This is a genomic window from Pseudomonas agarici (genome assembly GCF_900109755.1).
Classification (GTDB): domain Bacteria; phylum Pseudomonadota; class Gammaproteobacteria; order Pseudomonadales; family Pseudomonadaceae; genus Aquipseudomonas; species Aquipseudomonas agarici.
The window spans coordinates 117,425-134,677 of sequence record NZ_FOAR01000007.1 but is presented as its reverse complement, the minus strand read 5'-3'; the positions used below and the strand labels follow the sequence as shown (position 1 = coordinate 134,677).

The 17,253-nt window shown below is 60.6% G+C and carries 15 protein-coding genes; 4 read left to right on the top strand and 11 right to left on the bottom strand.

All coding sequences use genetic code 11. The annotated features are described in order from the left end of the window. Positions 1–3: 3 nt before the first annotated feature. Genes BMX68_RS08935 through BMX68_RS08925 form a run of 3 tightly spaced genes read right to left on the bottom strand, consistent with a single transcriptional unit; the run spans position 4 to position 2,734 of the window. On the bottom strand, positions 4–876 hold the full coding sequence (locus tag BMX68_RS08935; protein WP_017133594.1) for a rhomboid family intramembrane serine protease: 873 nt from the start codon (positions 874–876) through the stop codon (positions 4–6). Further along, entirely contained in the window at positions 873–1,844 is a 972-nt protein-coding gene (locus tag BMX68_RS08930) for a metallophosphoesterase (RefSeq protein WP_017133595.1), read from the bottom strand. The genes BMX68_RS08935 and BMX68_RS08930 overlap by 4 nt, the downstream gene beginning before the upstream one ends. Continuing rightward, positions 1,844–2,734, bottom strand: a complete 891-nt coding sequence (locus tag BMX68_RS08925) for an NAD(+) kinase (RefSeq protein ID WP_017133596.1) — start codon at positions 2,732–2,734, stop codon at positions 1,844–1,846. Before BMX68_RS08925 ends, BMX68_RS08930 begins: the two co-directional genes overlap by 1 nt. Between BMX68_RS08925 and BMX68_RS08920 the strand changes: the two genes are divergently transcribed. Continuing rightward, the gene (locus BMX68_RS08920; protein WP_439896037.1) at positions 2,726–3,880 is read left to right on the top strand and encodes a DUF1853 family protein; all 1,155 of its coding nucleotides are present in this window, start codon (positions 2,726–2,728) and stop codon (positions 3,878–3,880) included. The two genes, BMX68_RS08925 and BMX68_RS08920, sit on opposite strands and share 9 nt — an antisense overlap. Here BMX68_RS08920 and BMX68_RS08915 read toward each other — a convergent pair. From BMX68_RS08915 to BMX68_RS08900, 4 genes are all read right to left on the bottom strand, one after another. Then, positions 3,801–5,087: an arsenic transporter gene (locus BMX68_RS08915; RefSeq protein ID WP_017133598.1), complete on the bottom strand. Its 1,287-nt coding sequence runs from the start codon at positions 5,085–5,087 to the stop codon at positions 3,801–3,803. The two genes, BMX68_RS08920 and BMX68_RS08915, sit on opposite strands and share 80 nt — an antisense overlap. Before the next feature lie 43 nt (positions 5,088–5,130). Continuing rightward, positions 5,131–5,478 (bottom strand): metalloregulator ArsR/SmtB family transcription factor, encoded by a 348-nt coding sequence (locus BMX68_RS08910; RefSeq protein WP_017133599.1) that lies wholly within the window; start codon positions 5,476–5,478, stop codon positions 5,131–5,133. Positions 5,479–5,554: 76 nt separating this feature from the next. Beyond that, positions 5,555–6,472, bottom strand: coding sequence for a 1-aminocyclopropane-1-carboxylate deaminase/D-cysteine desulfhydrase (locus tag BMX68_RS08905; RefSeq protein ID WP_017133600.1), 918 nt, complete (start codon positions 6,470–6,472; stop codon positions 5,555–5,557). Between the two features lie 147 nt (positions 6,473–6,619). Then, the gene (locus BMX68_RS08900) at positions 6,620–8,656 is read right to left on the bottom strand and encodes an NADPH-dependent 2,4-dienoyl-CoA reductase (RefSeq protein ID WP_060783668.1); all 2,037 of its coding nucleotides are present in this window, start codon (positions 8,654–8,656) and stop codon (positions 6,620–6,622) included. Positions 8,657–8,830: 174 nt separating this feature from the next. Here BMX68_RS08900 and BMX68_RS08895 point away from each other — a divergent pair, with 174 nt between their 5' ends. Together BMX68_RS08895 and BMX68_RS08890 are read left to right on the top strand one after the other, a co-directional pair. After that, complete coding sequence (locus tag BMX68_RS08895; RefSeq protein WP_017133601.1) at positions 8,831–9,970, top strand: carbon-nitrogen hydrolase family protein; 1,140 nt, start codon at positions 8,831–8,833, stop codon at positions 9,968–9,970. Further along, positions 9,967–11,007, top strand: coding sequence for an AraC family transcriptional regulator (locus BMX68_RS08890; protein WP_026013362.1), 1,041 nt, complete (start codon positions 9,967–9,969; stop codon positions 11,005–11,007). The genes BMX68_RS08895 and BMX68_RS08890 overlap by 4 nt, the downstream gene beginning before the upstream one ends. 393 nt (positions 11,008–11,400) lie before the next feature. Here the strand turns inward: BMX68_RS08890 and BMX68_RS08885 are convergent, their stop codons facing one another. The 4 genes from BMX68_RS08885 to BMX68_RS08870 all read right to left on the bottom strand — a co-directional run bounded on the left by BMX68_RS08885 (position 11,401) and on the right by BMX68_RS08870 (position 15,777). Then, entirely contained in the window at positions 11,401–12,228 is an 828-nt protein-coding gene (locus BMX68_RS08885) for a DUF2242 domain-containing protein (RefSeq protein WP_017133604.1), read from the bottom strand. Positions 12,229–12,522: 294 nt separating this feature from the next. Continuing rightward, on the bottom strand, positions 12,523–13,845 hold the full coding sequence (locus tag BMX68_RS08880; RefSeq protein ID WP_060783669.1) for an NtaA/DmoA family FMN-dependent monooxygenase: 1,323 nt from the start codon (positions 13,843–13,845) through the stop codon (positions 12,523–12,525). Between the two features lie 76 nt (positions 13,846–13,921). Next, positions 13,922–14,266, bottom strand: a complete 345-nt coding sequence (locus BMX68_RS08875) for a hypothetical protein (RefSeq protein ID WP_017133606.1) — start codon at positions 14,264–14,266, stop codon at positions 13,922–13,924. A gap of 20 nt (positions 14,267–14,286) precedes the next feature. Next, positions 14,287–15,777, bottom strand: coding sequence for a sodium:solute symporter family transporter (locus BMX68_RS08870; protein ID WP_051000687.1), 1,491 nt, complete (start codon positions 15,775–15,777; stop codon positions 14,287–14,289). 478 nt (positions 15,778–16,255) lie between these two features. On the opposite strand from BMX68_RS08870, the gene BMX68_RS08865 reads away from it, so the two are divergent. Beyond that, complete coding sequence (locus tag BMX68_RS08865) at positions 16,256–17,161, top strand: LysR family transcriptional regulator (RefSeq protein ID WP_017133608.1); 906 nt, start codon at positions 16,256–16,258, stop codon at positions 17,159–17,161. Positions 17,162–17,253: the final 92 nt, after the last annotated feature.

Sequence of the window (17,253 nt, the reverse complement as noted above, 5' to 3'; positions counted from 1 at the left end):
GAATCAGGCGGCCAGTTTACGTCGGGACCACAGCCCGCCCAACAAACCGGTGAAACATCCGATGAGCAGTCCGCCGACATGGGCACCATTGGCGATTTCGCCGAAGCCGATCAGCGAAATCAACCCGGAGAGGCACACCAACAACCAAATCAGCATCATCGCCAGCACGCCACGCGGCAGACGATAGATCGGGTTCGGCGACAGCACCTGATAGATCCAGCAATGGCCGAGCAGGCCATAGAGCACGCCGGACAGGCCGCCAAACAGGGTCGGGCCGCTGACGTAATATTGCGTGAAGTTCGACACCAGGCTGAACAGCAACGTCAGCCCCAGCAGATTGATACCGCCCTGACGCAGTTCGATGCGCTTGCCCAGTTCCCAGTACCACATGCCGTTCATGGCGATATGCAGGAAGCCGAAGTGGATCAGCATCGGTGTCACCAGCCGCCACCACTGCCCCGCCGCCAGGCCGTCGGCCAGGGGCGTGAATTGGATGTAGTCACCTCGCACCTGGAAATCGAGGAAGGTGAACCAGTGCAGGGTCTGCAAGTGGTCGCCGAGCAAGGTGAGCGCGGCAACGACCAGGCTCAATAGCATGATCGACGCGCTCATCGGGCTCTGGCGCACCTGCTGGATAAAGCTCGGAGGCTTGATGGGCGGCGCATCTGCTGGCACTTCCAGTTGATTGTGCGGATCACCCTCGGGAAAGCGCCGATACAGCGACAATACATCGGTGCTGATCGACTCCGGCACCCACAGCACTTGCTCACCGCCTTCTTCGTTGATCCGATGGGGGACCTGCAGACGTTGCAGCAACCGGATAAAACCGCTCAGGTCGGTGGTCAACGGCAGGCGCAGGACGGCGGACACACTCATTTCAGGACCTCAGGGCGTTCAACGTCGACCCAGACGAATTTGTTCGGGTCCAGACAGGCCTCCTGGTCCAGCCGGTAGGCCGCCAGCTTGCCGTAGAGTACTGCGCTGTAATCCAGGCAGGCCAGGTTGGGGCGAATCGGCGCCGGTTTGCCACTGCGCCAATAGTGACCGACAAACAGCATCGGCTCATCCAGGCCGTAGCGCAGCAAGGCGTTCTTTTCGGTGGAAGACAACGGCTTGCTCGCCACCCGCTCGGGCAGGGCATCGGGCTGGAACACGATATCGCCATAGGTCTGTGGGTCGTCTTCCCAGAACTTGGTGCGAAAGAAGGCTCGGCTCAGACCATCGCCACCGGTCAGGGTCAGTCCGTCCGGCAGGCGCATATCGGTACCGTGTAGCAGGCGGTTGAACACCGTACTGGCAAAACTGCCCTGCACCGCCGAGGCCTGGAGGAAATGTTCGTCGATACGCCCATCCGGATATCGCCGACGCAACGATTCGATCAAGCCGCCATCCCAACAGGCATGTACCACCCGGAAACGCCCGGCATCGAGGAATAGCGGCAGTTCGTAGAACCAGCGCAGGAAATCCTGCCAGTCACCCGGATGTTGTTCGAACTGGGTCAGGGTTTCCTGCAGCAGGCGGGCGTGGCGTGGCGTGTGTTCACGCACGAACTGCTTGGCGCTGCCCGGTGGCGTGGGCGTCATCCAACCCAACGCGTTGAATTCATGGTTGCCCATGATGCACAGCGCCTGTCCGGCCTCGACCATGTCGTGGACAATATGCAACGCCTCGCGAATACGCGGACCACGGTCGATGATATCGCCGAGGAATACCGCCATGCGCGACGGATGGCGCCAGAGGCCATCGAGCTTGTGGTAGCCGAGCATGTCCAGCAGATGTTCAAGGGTATGAGCGCAACCGTGTACATCACCGATCAGATCGTAGCCACGCGCGGGATCGAGCATCAGTCGCCTCCACCACCCAACCGGCTGCCCCAGCCGAGCTTGGTCCGACAGACTTCGTAGTAGTTGTGGCCCAACGGATGAATCAACCGCAGTTTCTGCGATTTCTTGCTGACGGTCACCGTATCGCCCGGCGCACAGGTGAAATGGTTCTGCCCGTCGCAGGAGACTTGTGGGTAGATCTGCATATCCTTGGACACGACGATTTTCAACTCGCTGTTGCCATCCACCACAATGGGGCGGCTGGACAAGGTATGGGGGTACATCGGCACAATCACAATGGCATCGAGCTTGGGATGCATGATCGGGCCGCCGGCGGACAGCGCATAGGCGGTGGAGCCGGTGGGGGTGGCGACGATCAGGCCGTCGGCCTTCTGGCTGCAGACGAACTGGCCGTCGATGTACAGCTCGAATTCGATCATTCGGGTCGACTTACCGGGGTGCAGCACTACGTCGTTCAGTGCGTCACCCTGGCCAATGGCTTCCGCATGGCGGCGTACTTCGGCTTGCAACAGGAAGCGATTTTCCACCAGGTAGTGCCCATCGAGGACCTTGGCCACTTCGACTTCCAGGTCGTCCGGACGGATATCGGTGAGAAAGCCCAGATTGCCGCGGTTGATCCCCAGCACCGGCACATTGTGCCGCGCCAGCGCACGGGCGGCGCCCAGCAGGCTACCGTCGCCGCCGACGACGATGACCATGTCGCAGACTTCGCCCAGCATCTTGCGTGACGAGGTCTGCAGGCCATGGCCCGGCAGGACTTCGGCGATGGTGTCTTCGAGGATCACATGCATGTGCCGCTCAAGTAGAAAGCGCTTGAGGCGGCGAACGGTATCCAGCACCTGCGAACTGCCCAGGCGGCCAATGATGCCGATATTGCGAAATTGCTCCATGGGGCTCCTGAAAAGGTTCTGCGGCAGGCAAAGGAACGATTATGGGCGAAACCCGGCCCGAGACAAAATCCTTTCAGCCACGAACCAACCCGCTATGCTCGCAGAATGATCCTGTTCCCTGGCTTGCTCAACCTTCCCAGACAGTTGCGTCACCCCCAAGTGCGCGATTTGGCCTGGGTCATTCTCGCGCCGCCGATGCTGCTCGATACGCCGTGGCCGCAGCGCCATCCACTGGCCGGCAGCGACTGGGTCGAGGCGCCGCAACAACTGGAACACTGGCTGCGGCAACTGGATCGCGACAGCAGCGCCTTGCAGCACTGGCTGGCCCTGGCAGCCACGCGTCGGCTCGGGTTGTACTACGAACGGCTCTGGCAATTCGCGGTGCGCCAGGCACCGGGAATCGAACTGATCGGCGCCAACGTGCCGATCCGTCGCGACGGTCATACCTTGGGCGAACTCGATATGCTGCTGCGCGACCGTGACGGCGTGCATCATCTGGAACTGGCGATCAAGCTCTACCTGGGACCGCAGCAGGGCTCGGGGGAAGATCCCGCACGCTGGCTCGGCCCCGGCTGCCATGATCGGCTGGATATCAAGCTGGCCCACATGAGCCAACACCAGTTGCCGATTTCCGCCCGTGCGCAAAGTCGCGAAGTGCTGGCGGCACTGGGCATCCAGGCCTTCAGCGCGCAATTGTGGCTCGGTGGCTACCTGCTCTATCCCTGGCCCGGCACCTCGCGGCCACCGCGTGGCGCACACCCGCTGCATCTGCACGGACGCTGGTTGCACCAGCGCGACTGGGCGAACTTTCGCCTCCAGAGCCCACCAGGGCGCTGGCAGCCCCTGCCCCGTCATGCCTGGTTGGCTCCGGCGCATTACACCGAGGACCAGGCCTGGACAGAACAACGACTGGATGACTGGTGGAATCAGCTCGATCCCCAGGCTCCGGCACAACTGCTGGTGCGCCTGACAAAAAACCGCGAAGGCAACTGGGAGGAAGCCGAACGGCTGTTCCTGGTGGCCGACCTCTGGCCGAATGTACCGGGAACCATCGACCCGGTCGCGGTCAGCCCACGGACAGACGCAGCGCCAACGCCGCCAGGGTCACCAGCAGCACCGGCAGGGTCAGGACGATGCCGACCTTGAAGTAATACCCCCAACCGATGCGAATCCCCTTGCGCTCCAGCACATGCAGCCAGAGTAGCGTCGCCAGGCTGCCGATCGGCGTGATCTTCGGTCCCAGGTCGCTACCAATGACGTTGGCATAGATCATCGCGTCCTTGACCACTCCGCTGGCGTGGCTGGCATCGATGGACAAGGCGCCAATCAGCACCGTCGGCAGGTTGTTCATGATCGACGACAAAAACGCCGTCAACAGCCCGGTCCCCATGGCCGCGCCCCAAACGCCATACCTGGCGAACCCGTCCAGCCAACCGGCCAGCCAGGTAGTCAGCCCGGCGTTGCGCAGGCCATAGACCACCAGGTACATGCCCAGGGAAAAAATCACGATCTGCCAGGGTGCCTCACGCAGCACCTTGCGCGTGGAAATGCGATGACCACGGGCGGCGATGCCCAGCAGCAGAGCGGCACACACCGCCGAAATGGCACTGATGGGAATACCCAGTGGCTCAAGGGCGAAACACCCGATCAAGAGAATACCCAGCACCCACCAGCCGGCGATAAAGGTCGCCTTGTCATGGATCGCGCTGGCCGGTGTGTCCAGTTGACCGAGGTCGTATTGCGCCGGAATATCACGACGAAAAAACCACAGCAGGATGCCCAGGGTCGCCGCCACGCTGACCAGGTTCACCGGCACCATGATCGCCGCGTAGCTGTTGAAGCCAATGCCGAAATAGTCCGCCGAGACGATATTCACCAGGTTCGAAACCACCAGCGGCAGGCTTGCGGTATCGGCGATAAAGCCGGCGGCCATGACAAAAGCCAGGGTCGCCGCCTTGGAAAAACGTAGCGCCAGCAGCATGGCAATCACGATGGGCGTCAGGATCAGCGCCGCGCCATCGTTGGCGAACAGCGCCGAAATCTGTGCTCCCAGCAACACGAAGGCAGCGAACAGCTTGCGCCCGCTCCCCCGCCCCCAGCGCGCCACATGCAGCGCGGCCCAGGCAAAGAAACCGGCTTCGTCGAGCAGCAGGCTGATGATGATCAGCGCGATAAAGGTGCCGGTGGCATTCCAGATGATCTGCCACACCAGCGGGATATCGCTGAGCTGGACCACACCGCTGATCAAGGCCAGAACTGCCCCCACCATCGCGCTCCAACCCACCCCCAGGCCCTTCGGTTGCCAGATCACCAGGGTGATGGTCAGCAGGAAAATCAGCACGGCAATCAACATGGGTAATGCCCTTTTTGCTCAACGGGACGGTTTTGGAAGGTCATCAGCAGCAACGTGCCGGGCGCTCGAGCATGCCTTGCAAACGTTGGATATCCGCCGTCAGCCAGGTTTCATTAGCCGCGAGCGTGCCCTGCAACAGGGCGCTGACCCAGGGCGGTAATTGCGGGTGCAGGCGATAAAACACCCACTGCCCCTGACGCCGGTCGGTCAGCAGACCGCCACTGCGTAATTGCGCCAGGTGACGAGAAATCTTCGGTTGGCTCAGTTCGAGAGCAGCCATCAGCTCGCAGACGCACAACTCGCCCTCGCGCAGCACCAGCAGCGCAATCCGGCTGCGGGTGTCGTCGGCCAGGCATTTGAAGAGCTCCACGGGAGAGATCGCAGGGGACATGGCAAAGTGCTTTAATCGATGGGAAATCGAATATACGAAATTCCATATATACAAGCAATCACTCTCCTCGGCCGAGCTACCGGGAAAAGCCTCGACGACCCTGCAAGCCGCCGGTATGGACAAACACCAGGCGTGTGCCCGGTTCGAAGCGCCCGGCCTGCACCCGCCCCTGAAGGGCCAGCAGGGCCTTGCCGGTATACAGCGGCTCCAGCGGCACGCCGCTTTGCCGTTCGCTTTCGGCGATAAACGCCAACAGTACCGGATCGACCTTGGCGAAGCCGCCTCGGCAGGCGTCGATCAGCTCATACCCGTCGTTCGTGGCGCCCGCCTCTGCGAGAATCCCGGCGATCAACGGCGCTACGCCATGATCGTCCGGCACCGCCAAGGCTGCATGCACCCATCGCTGGCCGGCTTCGGCCAGCACTAATCCGGCGGCGGTGGTGCCGGTTCCCGCCGCCAGCCACCAGCCGTGATAATCGGTCCAGCCGATCGCTGCCAGTTGCTCGCCGACCATGTCGGGCAACACCGCACAACCCTGTGCGCCCGCCAGTCCGCCGCCGCCCTCGGGCACTGCATGAAAACCCGGATAACGCGCCTGCCACGGAGCCCAAAAACCCGGCGCGTGGCGCTGACGATAGCCCTCGTAACCGAGCCAATGCAGTTCCATGCCGAAGGTGGAGAGATCGCTGACAGTTGGGGTGTCGACGGGATGACCGCGCAGCAGGCCGACCGTGGAAAAGCCCAAACGCTTGCCGGCGGCGGCCAGGGCGTGAAGGTGGTTGGAGTGGGCGCCGCCCAGACTGATCAGCCCATTGGCGCCCGTCTGATGGGCAGCCGCCAGATAATGGCTGAGCTTGAACCCTTTATTGCCGCTGATCAGCGGGTCGATCTGATCCAGGCGCAGCACCGCCACTTCGACACCGGCTTGGGCCAACCAGTCGAAATGGAGCCGTTCAAGGGAAGCGTGGGGACGCCAGTCGAATGAGGCCAGCATCAGCGCAGGTTCCATCAAGGAGGAACCGCCAGTCTATCAGCTGAGTGACCCATTCCGTGGCGGGTTGGCCTGCCCATGCTCGGTTGCGCAGCCGCCGTAACATCAACCACCGCCGCATGCCTGGCAAAAAAGTGGCAGATTTCACCGTTACAGCTCGGCGGCCAATCGCGAACCCTGATTGATTGCACGCTTGGCATCCAGCTCCGCCGCGACATCCGCGCCACCGATCAGGTGCACGTTCTGCCCGGCAGCCACCAAGCCGTCCTGCAATTCGCGCAAAGGCTCCTGGCCGGCACAGACGATCACGTTGTCCACTGGCAACAACCGCGGCTCGCCCTCGCCGATACGGATATGCAGGCCTTCATCGTCGATCTTCAGGTATTCGACGCTGTTGAGCATCTGCACACCTTTGTTCTTCAAGCCGAGACGGTGAATCCAGCCGGTGGTCTTGCCCAAACCATCACCGACCTTGGAGGCCTTGCGCTGCAACAGGAACACCTGGCGCGCCGGTGCAGTGGGCTCAGGCTTGATCCCCGCGACGCCGCCGCGTGCCTCGAGCCGGGTATCGATCCCCCACTCGCGCCAGAACGCCTGGCGATCCTGGCGGGTGGCAACACCCGAGTGTACGAGAAACTCCGACACGTCGAAACCGATCCCACCGGCACCGATCACCGCGACCCTGGCTCCGACCGGCTTGCGCTCCAGAAGCACGTCCAGATAGCTCAGTACCTTGGCATTGTCGATCCCGCGAATCGCCGGCAGCCGTGGCGCGATGCCGGTAGCGAGAATGATCTCGTCGTAACTCCCGGCCAGCAATTGTGCGACATCCACGCGGGTATCGAGACGCAGTTCGACATGGCTGGTCTGCAGTTTGCGCTTGAAGTAGCGCAGGGTTTCAAAGAACTCCGCCTTACCCGGCACCCGCTTGGCTACATTGAACTGGCCACCGATCTCACTGGCCGAATCGAACAGGGTGACCCGGTGCCCGCGCTCGGCGGCCACGGTCGCCGCCGCCAGGCCCGCCGGTCCCGCACCGACCACGGCAATCCTCTTGATCTGCGTGACCGGCAGGTAGTTGAGCTCGGTCTCATGGCAAGCCCGTGGATTGACCAGGCAGGAGGTCAGCTTGCCGCCGAAGGTGTGGTCCAGGCAGGCCTGGTTGCAGCCGATGCAGGTATTGATTTCATCCGCGCGACCTTCGGCGGCCTTGTTGACGAAATCTGGATCGGCGAGGAACGGGCGCGCCATGGACACCATGTCGGCGTCACCCTCGGCAAGGATCTGCTCGGCGACTTGCGGGGTATTGATACGGTTGGTGGTAATCAGCGGGATCGACACCGCGCCACGCAACTTGGCCGTGACCTTGCTGAAAGCCGCACGCGGGACCTTGGTGGCGATGGTCGGGATCCGCGCTTCGTGCCAGCCAATCCCGGTATTGATGAGGGTCGCACCGGCCCGTTCGATAGCCTTGGCCAACTGCACCACCTCTTCCCAGGTGCTGCCGCCTTCCACCAGGTCGAGCATCGACAGACGGAAGATGATGATGAAATTCGGCCCGACCGCCTCACGCACCCGCCGCACGATTTCCACCGGCAGGCGCATGCGGTTCTCGTAGCTGCCGCCCCAGCGGTCGGTACGCTGGTTGGTGTGGGCCACGAGGAACTGGTTGATGAAGTAGCCTTCCGACCCCATGATCTCGACGCCGTCGTACTCCGCGTACTGGGCCAGGGTCGAGCAGGTGACAAAATCGGCGATCTGTTTCTCGATCCCCTCCTCGTCCAGCGCCCTGGGCTTGAACGGGTTGATCGGTGCCTGGATCGCACTGGGCGCCACTTGTTTCGGGCTGTAGGCATAACGCCCGGCATGGAGGATCTGCATGCAGATTTTACCGCCCGCCGCCTGTACCGCACGGGTCACGATACGGTGCCGGTCCGCTTCCTCGCGAGTGGTCAACCTGGCGGCACCGGAGTACACCCCGCCTTCGTCGTTCGGCGCAATGCCGCCGGTCACCATCAGGCCAACACCGCCCCGGGCACGCTCGGCGAAATAGGCCGCCATGCGCTCGAAACCGCCGGGCTGTTCCTCCAGCCCGGTATGCATCGAGCCCATCAGGGTACGGTTGCGCAGCGTCGTGAAGCCCAGGTCGAGCGGAGCCAGCAGATGCGGATACGAGATGGCGGTCATGGTCACTCCAGGACAGGTATATGACTGGCACGGTAAAGAGCCGCCACCACCGACTCAATGGCTGAAACTGACAACTTATTGATCCAAATGCGCAGTGCCTCTTGGCAAGCCCGGTTATGCGCCCTACCCTAGTGGCCTGTGTGGTTAGTCCTGTTAGTCAATGGCCGTTGGTTCATGCGCAAATTTCTTGTCGCCAGCTTTCTCATCGCCCTGATCGCCGCGCTTACGCTCTACGGCGTCTGGACCCAGCAGCGCACGACCGGTCACTACCTGTCGGACCTGCGAATCAAACTCGCGGTGAACCTGGGGGTTCCCGGCGAGCATGGCAACCTGCTCGGCATCCAACCGGAGCTCTTCCCCAGCGACTACCAGAGCCTGCCACGCCTGCACCGCAAGCTGGCGGCCTACCTGCAACAAGCGCGCAACCAGGGTCTGCTCAGTGCCAGAACAGTGGTGGTGCTGCCCGAACATGTCGGCACCTGGCTGGTGCTGCGCGGTGAAAAGGACGACCTCTACCAAGCTATCAACCGACAGGAGGCGATGAACTGGCTGATGGTCAGCAATCCGCTGAAATTCACCGGCGCGGTCTTCAAGGCCAAGGGCCGCAGCCGTCTGGACGACGCCCGGCTGCGTATGAAAGCGCGGACCATGGCCAGCGACTACCAGGCGGTCTTCGGCGGCTTGGCGAAAGAGTTCGGCATCACTCTGGTGGCGGGCTCGATCCTGCTGCCGACACCGAGCATCGAACAGGGCATGCTTAAAGTCGGTCGTGGCTCGCTGTACAACGCCAGCCTGACCTTCGGTGCCGACGGTCGCCCCCTGGGCCAGCCGCAACGCCAGTTGTACCCGACCTTCGAGCAACGTGGCTATGTGCTAGGCGCCTCCGACCAGCCGCTGAATGTCGTCGATACCCCAGCCGGCCGCCTGGGCATCCTGATCGGCAGCGATAGCTGGTATCCGAGCGCCTACCGCCAACTCGACGCCCTGGGGGTGAAGCTGATCGCCGTACCGGCCTTTGTCGCTGGCAAGGGCAGTTGGGATAGCCCCTGGCGTGGCTTCAAAAGTGCGGTCACGCCGTCAGCAGTCAGCCTACGCCCCGGCGAGCTCAGCGAAGGCGATGCCTGGCACCGCCTGACCCTGATCGGTCGTGCGCCGAACAGCCAGTCCATCGCCGGGATCAGTGTGTTCCTGCGCGGCCAGCTCTGGGACCAGCATAGCTCGGGGCAGAGCTTCATCAGCTACAACGGACAAACCTTCACCCAGGACAACGCCAGCGGGCGTGGTGCCCGCCTGTTGAACCTGTGGTTGCCATGAAGCCGTCACCGATGCGCCTCGGCGACCTCTCTGTCAGCTTCGTCCACAGCCTGGCCGACGCGGTGCGCGAACTGGGCGAAGATCCCCAGGAACTGCTGGACCAGTACGAGCTGGATCCGGCGCGCTTGGCTCAACCTGGGGCACGCTTGTCGATTGCACGTTATATGCGCCTGGGCCAGGCGGCGATCCAGCTCACTGGCAATCCGGCGCTCGGCTTGCACATGGGCCGGCTCAGCCGCCTGAGCCACGCCGGACTGGCCGGCATCACCGCCGCTCAGGCCCCGACCGTGCGCGAAGCCGCAAGAGTCCTGACTCGCTTCGAAGCACTCTACGCCTCCAACTACCGCGGCCAATCGAGCTTCCATGAAGACGCTGGCGGCGCCTGGCTGCGTTTCTATTCCATCAGCCCGTACAACGCCTACAACCGTTTCGTGGTCGATTCGATCATTGCCGGCTGGCTCAAGCAATTATCGAGCGTCGCCGAGCAATCCCTGCGGTGCATACGGATCGATATCGAGTTCAGCGAGCCGGATTACGCCGCCGACTATCGGCTGCTCGGCGACAGCCCGGTGCATTTCGGCGCCGAGACCAATCAATTGCGCCTGGATCACGCCAGTCTCGGTTTACACAACCCGCAACACTGCCCGAGTACCTGGCATCACCTGCTGCAACTGTGTGAACGGGAACTGGAACAACTGACCCGCACTCGCAGCCTGCGTGAACGCATCACTCAGTTGCTGGGGCCTTTGCTCAACGGTGGCCGGGAGCCGGACCTGGAAGAAGTGGCGGCACACCTGAAACTGCCGACCTGGACCTTGCGTCGCAAGCTTGCCGAGGAAGGCACGCAATTTCGCGCGATTCTCAACGACACTCGCCGCGATCTGGCGATGACCTATATTCGGGATACCGAGCTGGCGTTTGGCGAAATCGCCTACCTGCTCGGTTTTGCTTCAGCCGAAGCCTTTCAACGAGCCTTCAAACGCTGGAACGGTCAGACTCCGGGCGAATTTCGCCGCAGTCAACGACATTCCGCTTGAGCAAAAAAAACGCCACCGTTTACAGCTCGGTAGCGTCATCAGCCGGTTCGACGGGATCCAGCTCGAAAGCGTGGAACTCCAGCAATTCTTCCTGATAATCGTCCATTGTGAAACTCCTTTTACTCGTGGATAAAAAGCGCCTGTGTAACTGACCTGCAGGGCCAGCATACGTTGCCCGTGTTAAAGAAAAATGAAACGCCCTGTCACCAGACGTTCTCCCGCGTAGAAAAACTAACAGATGAGTCAGGTTTTTTTCCAGTCATTTTTTATTCACACGAAATATGATCGCGTAGACAATCAATTGCTCGATTGCTGCAGGGTGGAGAAGCCGATTCGGGCGAGCCTGATGGGGCCACACTCCCCCCACAAGTCAGGCAGGCTGCGCGGAGCGCTTTATTGAGCCGGCGTGGCCGGCTCGGTGCTGGCAGGGGTCGGCTCCGCCGGTTTTTCCACCGTTGCCGATTCGTCCGGAGTCGTCGCAGGCGCTTGCGGCAACAGTTTCACCGGTTCAGCAATAGCCGGAGCGCTAAGAGCGGGAGCGACCGGCGTCGGCTCAACATGGCTCGGCTCGGCAGCTTTGGCCGACTCCGCCGGTGGCGGCACAGAGGCCTCGGGTTTGATCGCCGCCGGAGCGACTTCGGGCACGCCAAGGTCAGCCTTGGGTTTTTCGTCGGTGTGTTTTTCCTTCTTCACTTCAGGCGGCAGAAACAACTCCACCAAGGTAAAGAAGCGGTCATAGAACTTGGCCGAGGACACTGTTTCACTCGCTACCTTGACCATCGAATCATCGGTCGAGCCGATCGGCATCGACACCGAACCCAACACACCCACCCCGAGGCTCGCGGAGTTGTTGACCTTCTTCAGCGCATAACGGTCCTGCAAGGCATTGGCGAACATCGTCGAGTGATGATCGACGCCGCCGTCGGCCGCACACACGACACTGAAGCTGATCTGCAGGTGGGTATCGCCGGTCTGCTGGAAGCTTTTGTTGCCGGCAATCAGCTTCGGATCGCTGCTGGTGATGATATAGCCCTGACTGAGCAAGGCACGGCGGGCCGCCTCGCAAGACGCCGTATCGGTCACCGGATAGTTGCGCGAGAAGGTTCCGGAGTCGTCGAAGTTTTCGTGTTCATAAACGGCGGTCTTCGGCGAGGAGCAGCCCGCGGCGGCCGCCAGCACCAGTGCCAGCACCACGACACGCGAGTGGGTTGATATCGACATTGATAATCCTGAGTAAAACGGTCCGGGGCGTATTGTGCATCAGATCGCCAAGCCAGCGCGCACGCTTTAGTGCCTTAACTAATTTACGGCAGCGATTTTTCAGGAAAAAGACCTGCGCTGGGGTAGTCGATCAGTGCCCGTGTTTTGCACGGGCATGACGACTGGACGACCAGCGCCTCAAGAAGCTCCACAGCGCCGCACATCGTCCCTCGGCGACAGCGCTTTTTTACCGGTAAATTGGCTGGATGGTTTAAAGCGCACTGATCGCCAAGACCTGGTGCGCCCCGTGTTGTCTCAGTCGTCCTGTAGATTGCCCCTGAGCGTGGTGCTGCGGTAACGATCACGCAACCTGCCACGGCGCTGCAGCTCAGGGCTTACCAGGTCGGCAAACTCCTCGAAGCATCCCGGCGTATAGGTGGCGGCAAGCATGAAACCGTCGGCGCCGCCGTCGTCCATGTAATGCTCGATTTGATCGGCAATGTCAGCGGCGGTGCCGACCGCAACGGGCATACCCATGCCCATGGCATAGATCAGCGCCGCCTCACGCACAGTGACCGGCGCGCCGCCCTTGGCATAGATGATCGATTCGAACAAACCCTGGATACCGGGAATGGCAATGTCTTGCACGATGTCATCCAGGGAGTATTTGCTGAAGTCCGGCCCGAAGTGTCCGGATATCCAGGCCAACGCACCCTCCAGGGGAATATTGGCTTTGAGTTGCTCATACTTTTCCTGGGCTTCGCTGCGGCTCCTGCCAACCACCGTTTGCAGCCCGTAAATCAACTTGACACTACCGGCCGCGCGGGCGAACTTGCCTTCGCGTTCGCGGATATCATCGTGGTACTGGCGCATGCGCTGGACACTCGGATGCACCGCGAAGATCGCCTCGGCATGTTCGGCGGCAAAATCACGCCCGCGATCCGAAGAGCCGGCCTGCCACAACACTGGCCGACCTTGCGGCGAAGGACTGACAAAGGGTCGCGCATTGGAACGGAAATAACGTCCCTGGTGAGACACCTGCCGGATTTTCGCAGGGTCGGCGTACACCCCGCTGGCCTTGTCGGCGATGATCGCCCCAGGCTCCCAGGCGTCCCAATACTTGTAGCAAAGCTCCAGGTATTCCTGCATTTTTTCGTAGCGGTCTTCACGCTGGCTCATGTCTGCGCCATAGGCGTCCCATTCACTTTTTGAATACGAACTGACGACGTTCCACGCCACTCGCCCGCCAGACAAGTGATCCAGGCTGGACAGCCGCCGGACCAGCGAATAGGGATGTTCGAACGCAGTGGAAAGCGTCACGCCGATACCCAGGTGGCGTGTCGCGCGCGCCATGATCGGCACCAGCGTGGAGGGTTCATGGGTGGGAAATTGCACCGCATATTTTACCGTGGCATCCGAGCTGCCCTGGTAGTTGTTGTACGGCGCCAGTTCGTCGGCAATGAACACCCCGGTAAAAAAACCGCGCTCCATGGTGCGGGCCATGTGTTCCCAATACGGCGGCGTGCGCCAATCCCAGTTGACCTTGTCTTGGTCATGCCGCCACATTCCCATGGCATGGCTATTCATCCCATGCTGGATAAATCCCAACAAGTGAGCTTTACGTTTTGCATTGGACATTGTTAAACCCTATTGGATTGATTGACGCTCGTGCTGAGCTATCGGAGGAATGACCTGGTGGCCGAAATCGAGAGGCTCATCGTTGTCGTACAGCCAGCCAATCAGCAGCCTGTTGGTCCAGATCCTCCGAGCGTTGCTCGATGATGAAGGCGCTGATCACGCCCACTGCGGCACCAAGCCCGGCGAACGGCACCAAGTACCAGAACAACGGTGCGACAGACAGCAGGTAGATCAGCAAGACCGAACCGATAATACTGTTGAGCACCTTGAAGTTGATGCGCGTATAGGAGGCCCAGTCGTAGGACTCATCGGCGACGGCATGGATCTCCCGGGAGGCGCGCTTAATACCGTCATAGACGTAATACAGATACACCACCGAGATCAGTACGGCGAGCAACGTGGCAACGATGGCAAAGAGCATGCGGATGGACTCCGTAAGGTTTAAGAGGCACTGCTGATGCGCAGATCTACGTGGTTATGGGCTTCCAGTTGCCGTGCATATGCCTGGAAATCGAAGTGACGATTGCTGAGTAATCCGAGGGTGATCGGTACGATGGCGCTGACACCGGTAATGATCAGGATGCCTGCCAGCTCACCGTAGAAGTAACGCACGCTCATGCCGATGACCACGGCCAGAATGATCCCCCAACTGAAGCCCGAGGCTGTGGTGCGCCGCCAGGTGATTGCCAGCAGCAGCGGCACCAGAATCGAGGCGTTGAGCGACTGGGCGAGCAACACCAGGCTGACGAAGTCCCAGCCGGACATGACGATGGCACCGGCGACGATGCCGAACAGCACAATGCTCAATTTGGTCAGGGTAAACAGCGCCTTGCCGCCTAGCCGTGGAAACAGCGGCATGAGTACATTGACCGATACCAGGGAGGAAATCGCCGAAAAGGCTCCGTCAATGCTTGAGTAGCTGCAGTTAAGCACCACGAATACATACAGCGCGACGATCACCACCGGTAAGCCGATATGAGAAATGATGTATGGCCCGATGGAGGCGGAGTCGCCGCCGATGTCTGCCAGGTTGACTCCATAGCCCAGGCCGATCAGGCCGAGTATGCCGGCAATGATCGGGATCGGATAAAACAGCGCTCCCCCCCAGATGAAAGTACGCGACAGATGTCGGGGTTTTACCGCCCAGGCTTTCTGCCAGAAACTCTGGTCCGAGACCGATGCGCCCAGCAATCCCAGCGCCAGGGTAAGACCGAAGGCAGCGGCGGCGTCGTAACTGAAGATGCTCAGGTACTCGGGATTTTTTTTGGCCAGCGAATCGAAGACCCATTCCGGGCCACCGATCTTCGCCAGGGCGAACAGCACGATGACCGCTAACGGTACCAGGATCAGCAACGTGTTGATGGTGCCGGTGATGGTCGAGGTCCACAGCCCACCGAGGTAGGAGTAGACCGTCACGATCACCAACACCACGGCGAGCACCACGGCGGGTTTAAGGTCGAACACGGCGCTGGTAACCAGTACCGTACCCTTCAGGTTGATCAGGATCGAAAACAGCAGCGCCAGCAACATGATGACCGTGGCGATGGCTGCGGCGAAGCGGGACGACAACCGGCTGCGAATGTAATCCGGAATGGTGTAGCCATTGGGCACCACTTTGCGCAGGCGCAAGGCCAGCGGCGCCAGCAGGATAATCGCCACACCGTTGGGAAGGGTGAACCACAGCAACCCGGAGAGCCCCCAGGTATAAGCCGATGCGGCTGACATCACGATGGCCATCGACCATGTCCACACCGCAATCACTGCACCGACACTAAAACCTAGCCCTACCTTGCGGTTGGCGATGATGTAGTCCTTGGTATTTCGCACTAGTTTTAGCCGGACAGTGATGGCGATCAGCGTCAGGAAAACTCCCAGTCCAACAATAAGGGACCAGCCGAGGGTAGGTGGAAAATATTGGGTGGGCTGAAGCATGACATCCTCGCTGATATCCGAACCAAGTTCCGTCTGTGGAACGTTGGCCCGCGAGTATGCTCAGCAGGATTTGTCTTTCAAAGTAACAATTAATACTACCCTTATATTATTTTCCGCAGCGTTTCCACGGCGTCTTTTTCGTATCGAACCTGAACACACCGCCCTATCGCTGGGAGCAGCCGACGGGCGAGCGCCGACCTCCAAGTGCCCGATCAGCCCAACTTTCGCAGAATAGAACCATCGTTTCGCTTTCGCACTTTCCAGCCAGGCATCAAAGCGGCTGCATCTGAACGAAGGGTCTGCGGACCGACCATTGCCTTCGTGCCCGACAACGAGCAGCATCGACGCCACCCTGAACTATCGTTCACCCAGGACATTCGCGTGCCGGCAGCCGCATCGATTTGACAGGGGAGCCGGTGTCCATCTTGTTGGGCGAGTCCCGTGTGCAGATCAGCCGCATTCAGAACGGAAAATAATAATGACACTGAATCAACTGAAAGCTTTTTATTGGGCCGCGAAACTGGGGACCTTCGCTATCGCCGCGGATCGATTGCATGTCACTCAGTCATCCCTTTCCAAGCGCATTGCCGAGCTGGAAACGGATATAGGTCTACAGTTGTTCGACCGGTCCGGCAAACGGGCCGTACTTACCGGCGTCGGTTCGCTGCTGCTGGAGAAGGCCAGACGCATGATCGAGCTGGAAGAAGAGGTACGTTCAAGCCTGACCCAAGACATCATTCCAACGGGGCTATGCCGCTTTGGCCTCAGCGAGTTCTCGGCCACCACCTGGTTTCCCAGTTTCGTCCAGCGCTTAGGCGAGGAATATCCCACGCTGACGATTGGTCCCATAGTGGGTTTGAGTCGCCTGCTGGAAAGACTGGTCGAGCGCGGAGAGCTGGATCTTGCGGTCATTGCGGGAACGTCCGCTAACCATGCCATTGCCTCGAAAAGCGTGGCTGAGGTGAGTTTCTCCTGGATGTCCTCACCCTCGCGACTCGCCGCCGGAACCATTCTCAACGCAAAGCATTTGCAGGAACATCCGGTGATTTCCTCCACCTCGGAGTCGGGCCTTTCCTTCGCGTTCGAGAGCTGGCTGGCGGCGTACAATATCAAGATTGGCCAGACCATTCCCTGTAACAGCCTGACCGCCATTACCGGTCTTACCGTGGCGGGCATCGGCGTGAGCTTTTTGCCCACGCATTACGTGCAGCCCTTGATCAACAAGGACCTGTTGGTGGCCTTGCGCAGCGACCCTCCCCTGCCCGTGCTCAAATACAGCCTGATCTGGCGCCGCGATGACAACCGCAGACTGATCCAGGTAGCGAGAGATCTACTTGAACAGGAAATCAATTTCTCTCGCCCCAATACGCTGTGGGGCGCTTGATATACCGATTCGGCGGATGAGGCTGACATTCCTTTTTCGCCTATGAGCCGATGAATAAATATCGTTTTTCACACAGTAAGGGTCTCTCCAAA

Bases quoted from the DNA above. Each gene is read 5' to 3' on its own strand.
- BMX68_RS08935 (WP_017133594.1), bottom strand. From the start codon at position 876: ATGAGTGTGTCCGCCGTCCTGCGCCTGCCGTTGACCACCGACCTGAGC.
- BMX68_RS08930 (WP_017133595.1), bottom strand. From the start codon at position 1,844: ATGCTCGATCCCGCGCGTGGCTACGATCTGATCGGTGATGTACACGGT.
- BMX68_RS08925 (WP_017133596.1), bottom strand. From the start codon at position 2,734: ATGGAGCAATTTCGCAATATCGGCATCATTGGCCGCCTGGGCAGTTCG.
- BMX68_RS08915 (WP_017133598.1), bottom strand. From the start codon at position 5,087: ATGTTGATTGCCGTGCTGATTTTCCTGCTGACCATCACCCTGGTGATC.
- BMX68_RS08910 (WP_017133599.1), bottom strand. From the start codon at position 5,478: ATGTCCCCTGCGATCTCTCCCGTGGAGCTCTTCAAATGCCTGGCCGAC.
- BMX68_RS08905 (WP_017133600.1), bottom strand. From the start codon at position 6,472: ATGCTGGCCTCATTCGACTGGCGTCCCCACGCTTCCCTTGAACGGCTC.
- BMX68_RS08900 (WP_060783668.1), bottom strand. From the start codon at position 8,656: ATGACCGCCATCTCGTATCCGCATCTGCTGGCTCCGCTCGACCTGGGC.
- BMX68_RS08895 (WP_017133601.1), top strand. From the start codon at position 8,831: ATGCGCAAATTTCTTGTCGCCAGCTTTCTCATCGCCCTGATCGCCGCG.
- BMX68_RS08890 (WP_026013362.1), top strand. From the start codon at position 9,967: ATGAAGCCGTCACCGATGCGCCTCGGCGACCTCTCTGTCAGCTTCGTC.
- BMX68_RS08885 (WP_017133604.1), bottom strand. From the start codon at position 12,228: ATGTCGATATCAACCCACTCGCGTGTCGTGGTGCTGGCACTGGTGCTG.
- BMX68_RS08880 (WP_060783669.1), bottom strand. From the start codon at position 13,845: ATGTCCAATGCAAAACGTAAAGCTCACTTGTTGGGATTTATCCAGCAT.
- BMX68_RS08875 (WP_017133606.1), bottom strand. From the start codon at position 14,266: ATGCTCTTTGCCATCGTTGCCACGTTGCTCGCCGTACTGATCTCGGTG.
- BMX68_RS08870 (WP_051000687.1), bottom strand. From the start codon at position 15,777: ATGCTTCAGCCCACCCAATATTTTCCACCTACCCTCGGCTGGTCCCTT.
- BMX68_RS08865 (WP_017133608.1), top strand. From the start codon at position 16,256: ATGACACTGAATCAACTGAAAGCTTTTTATTGGGCCGCGAAACTGGGG.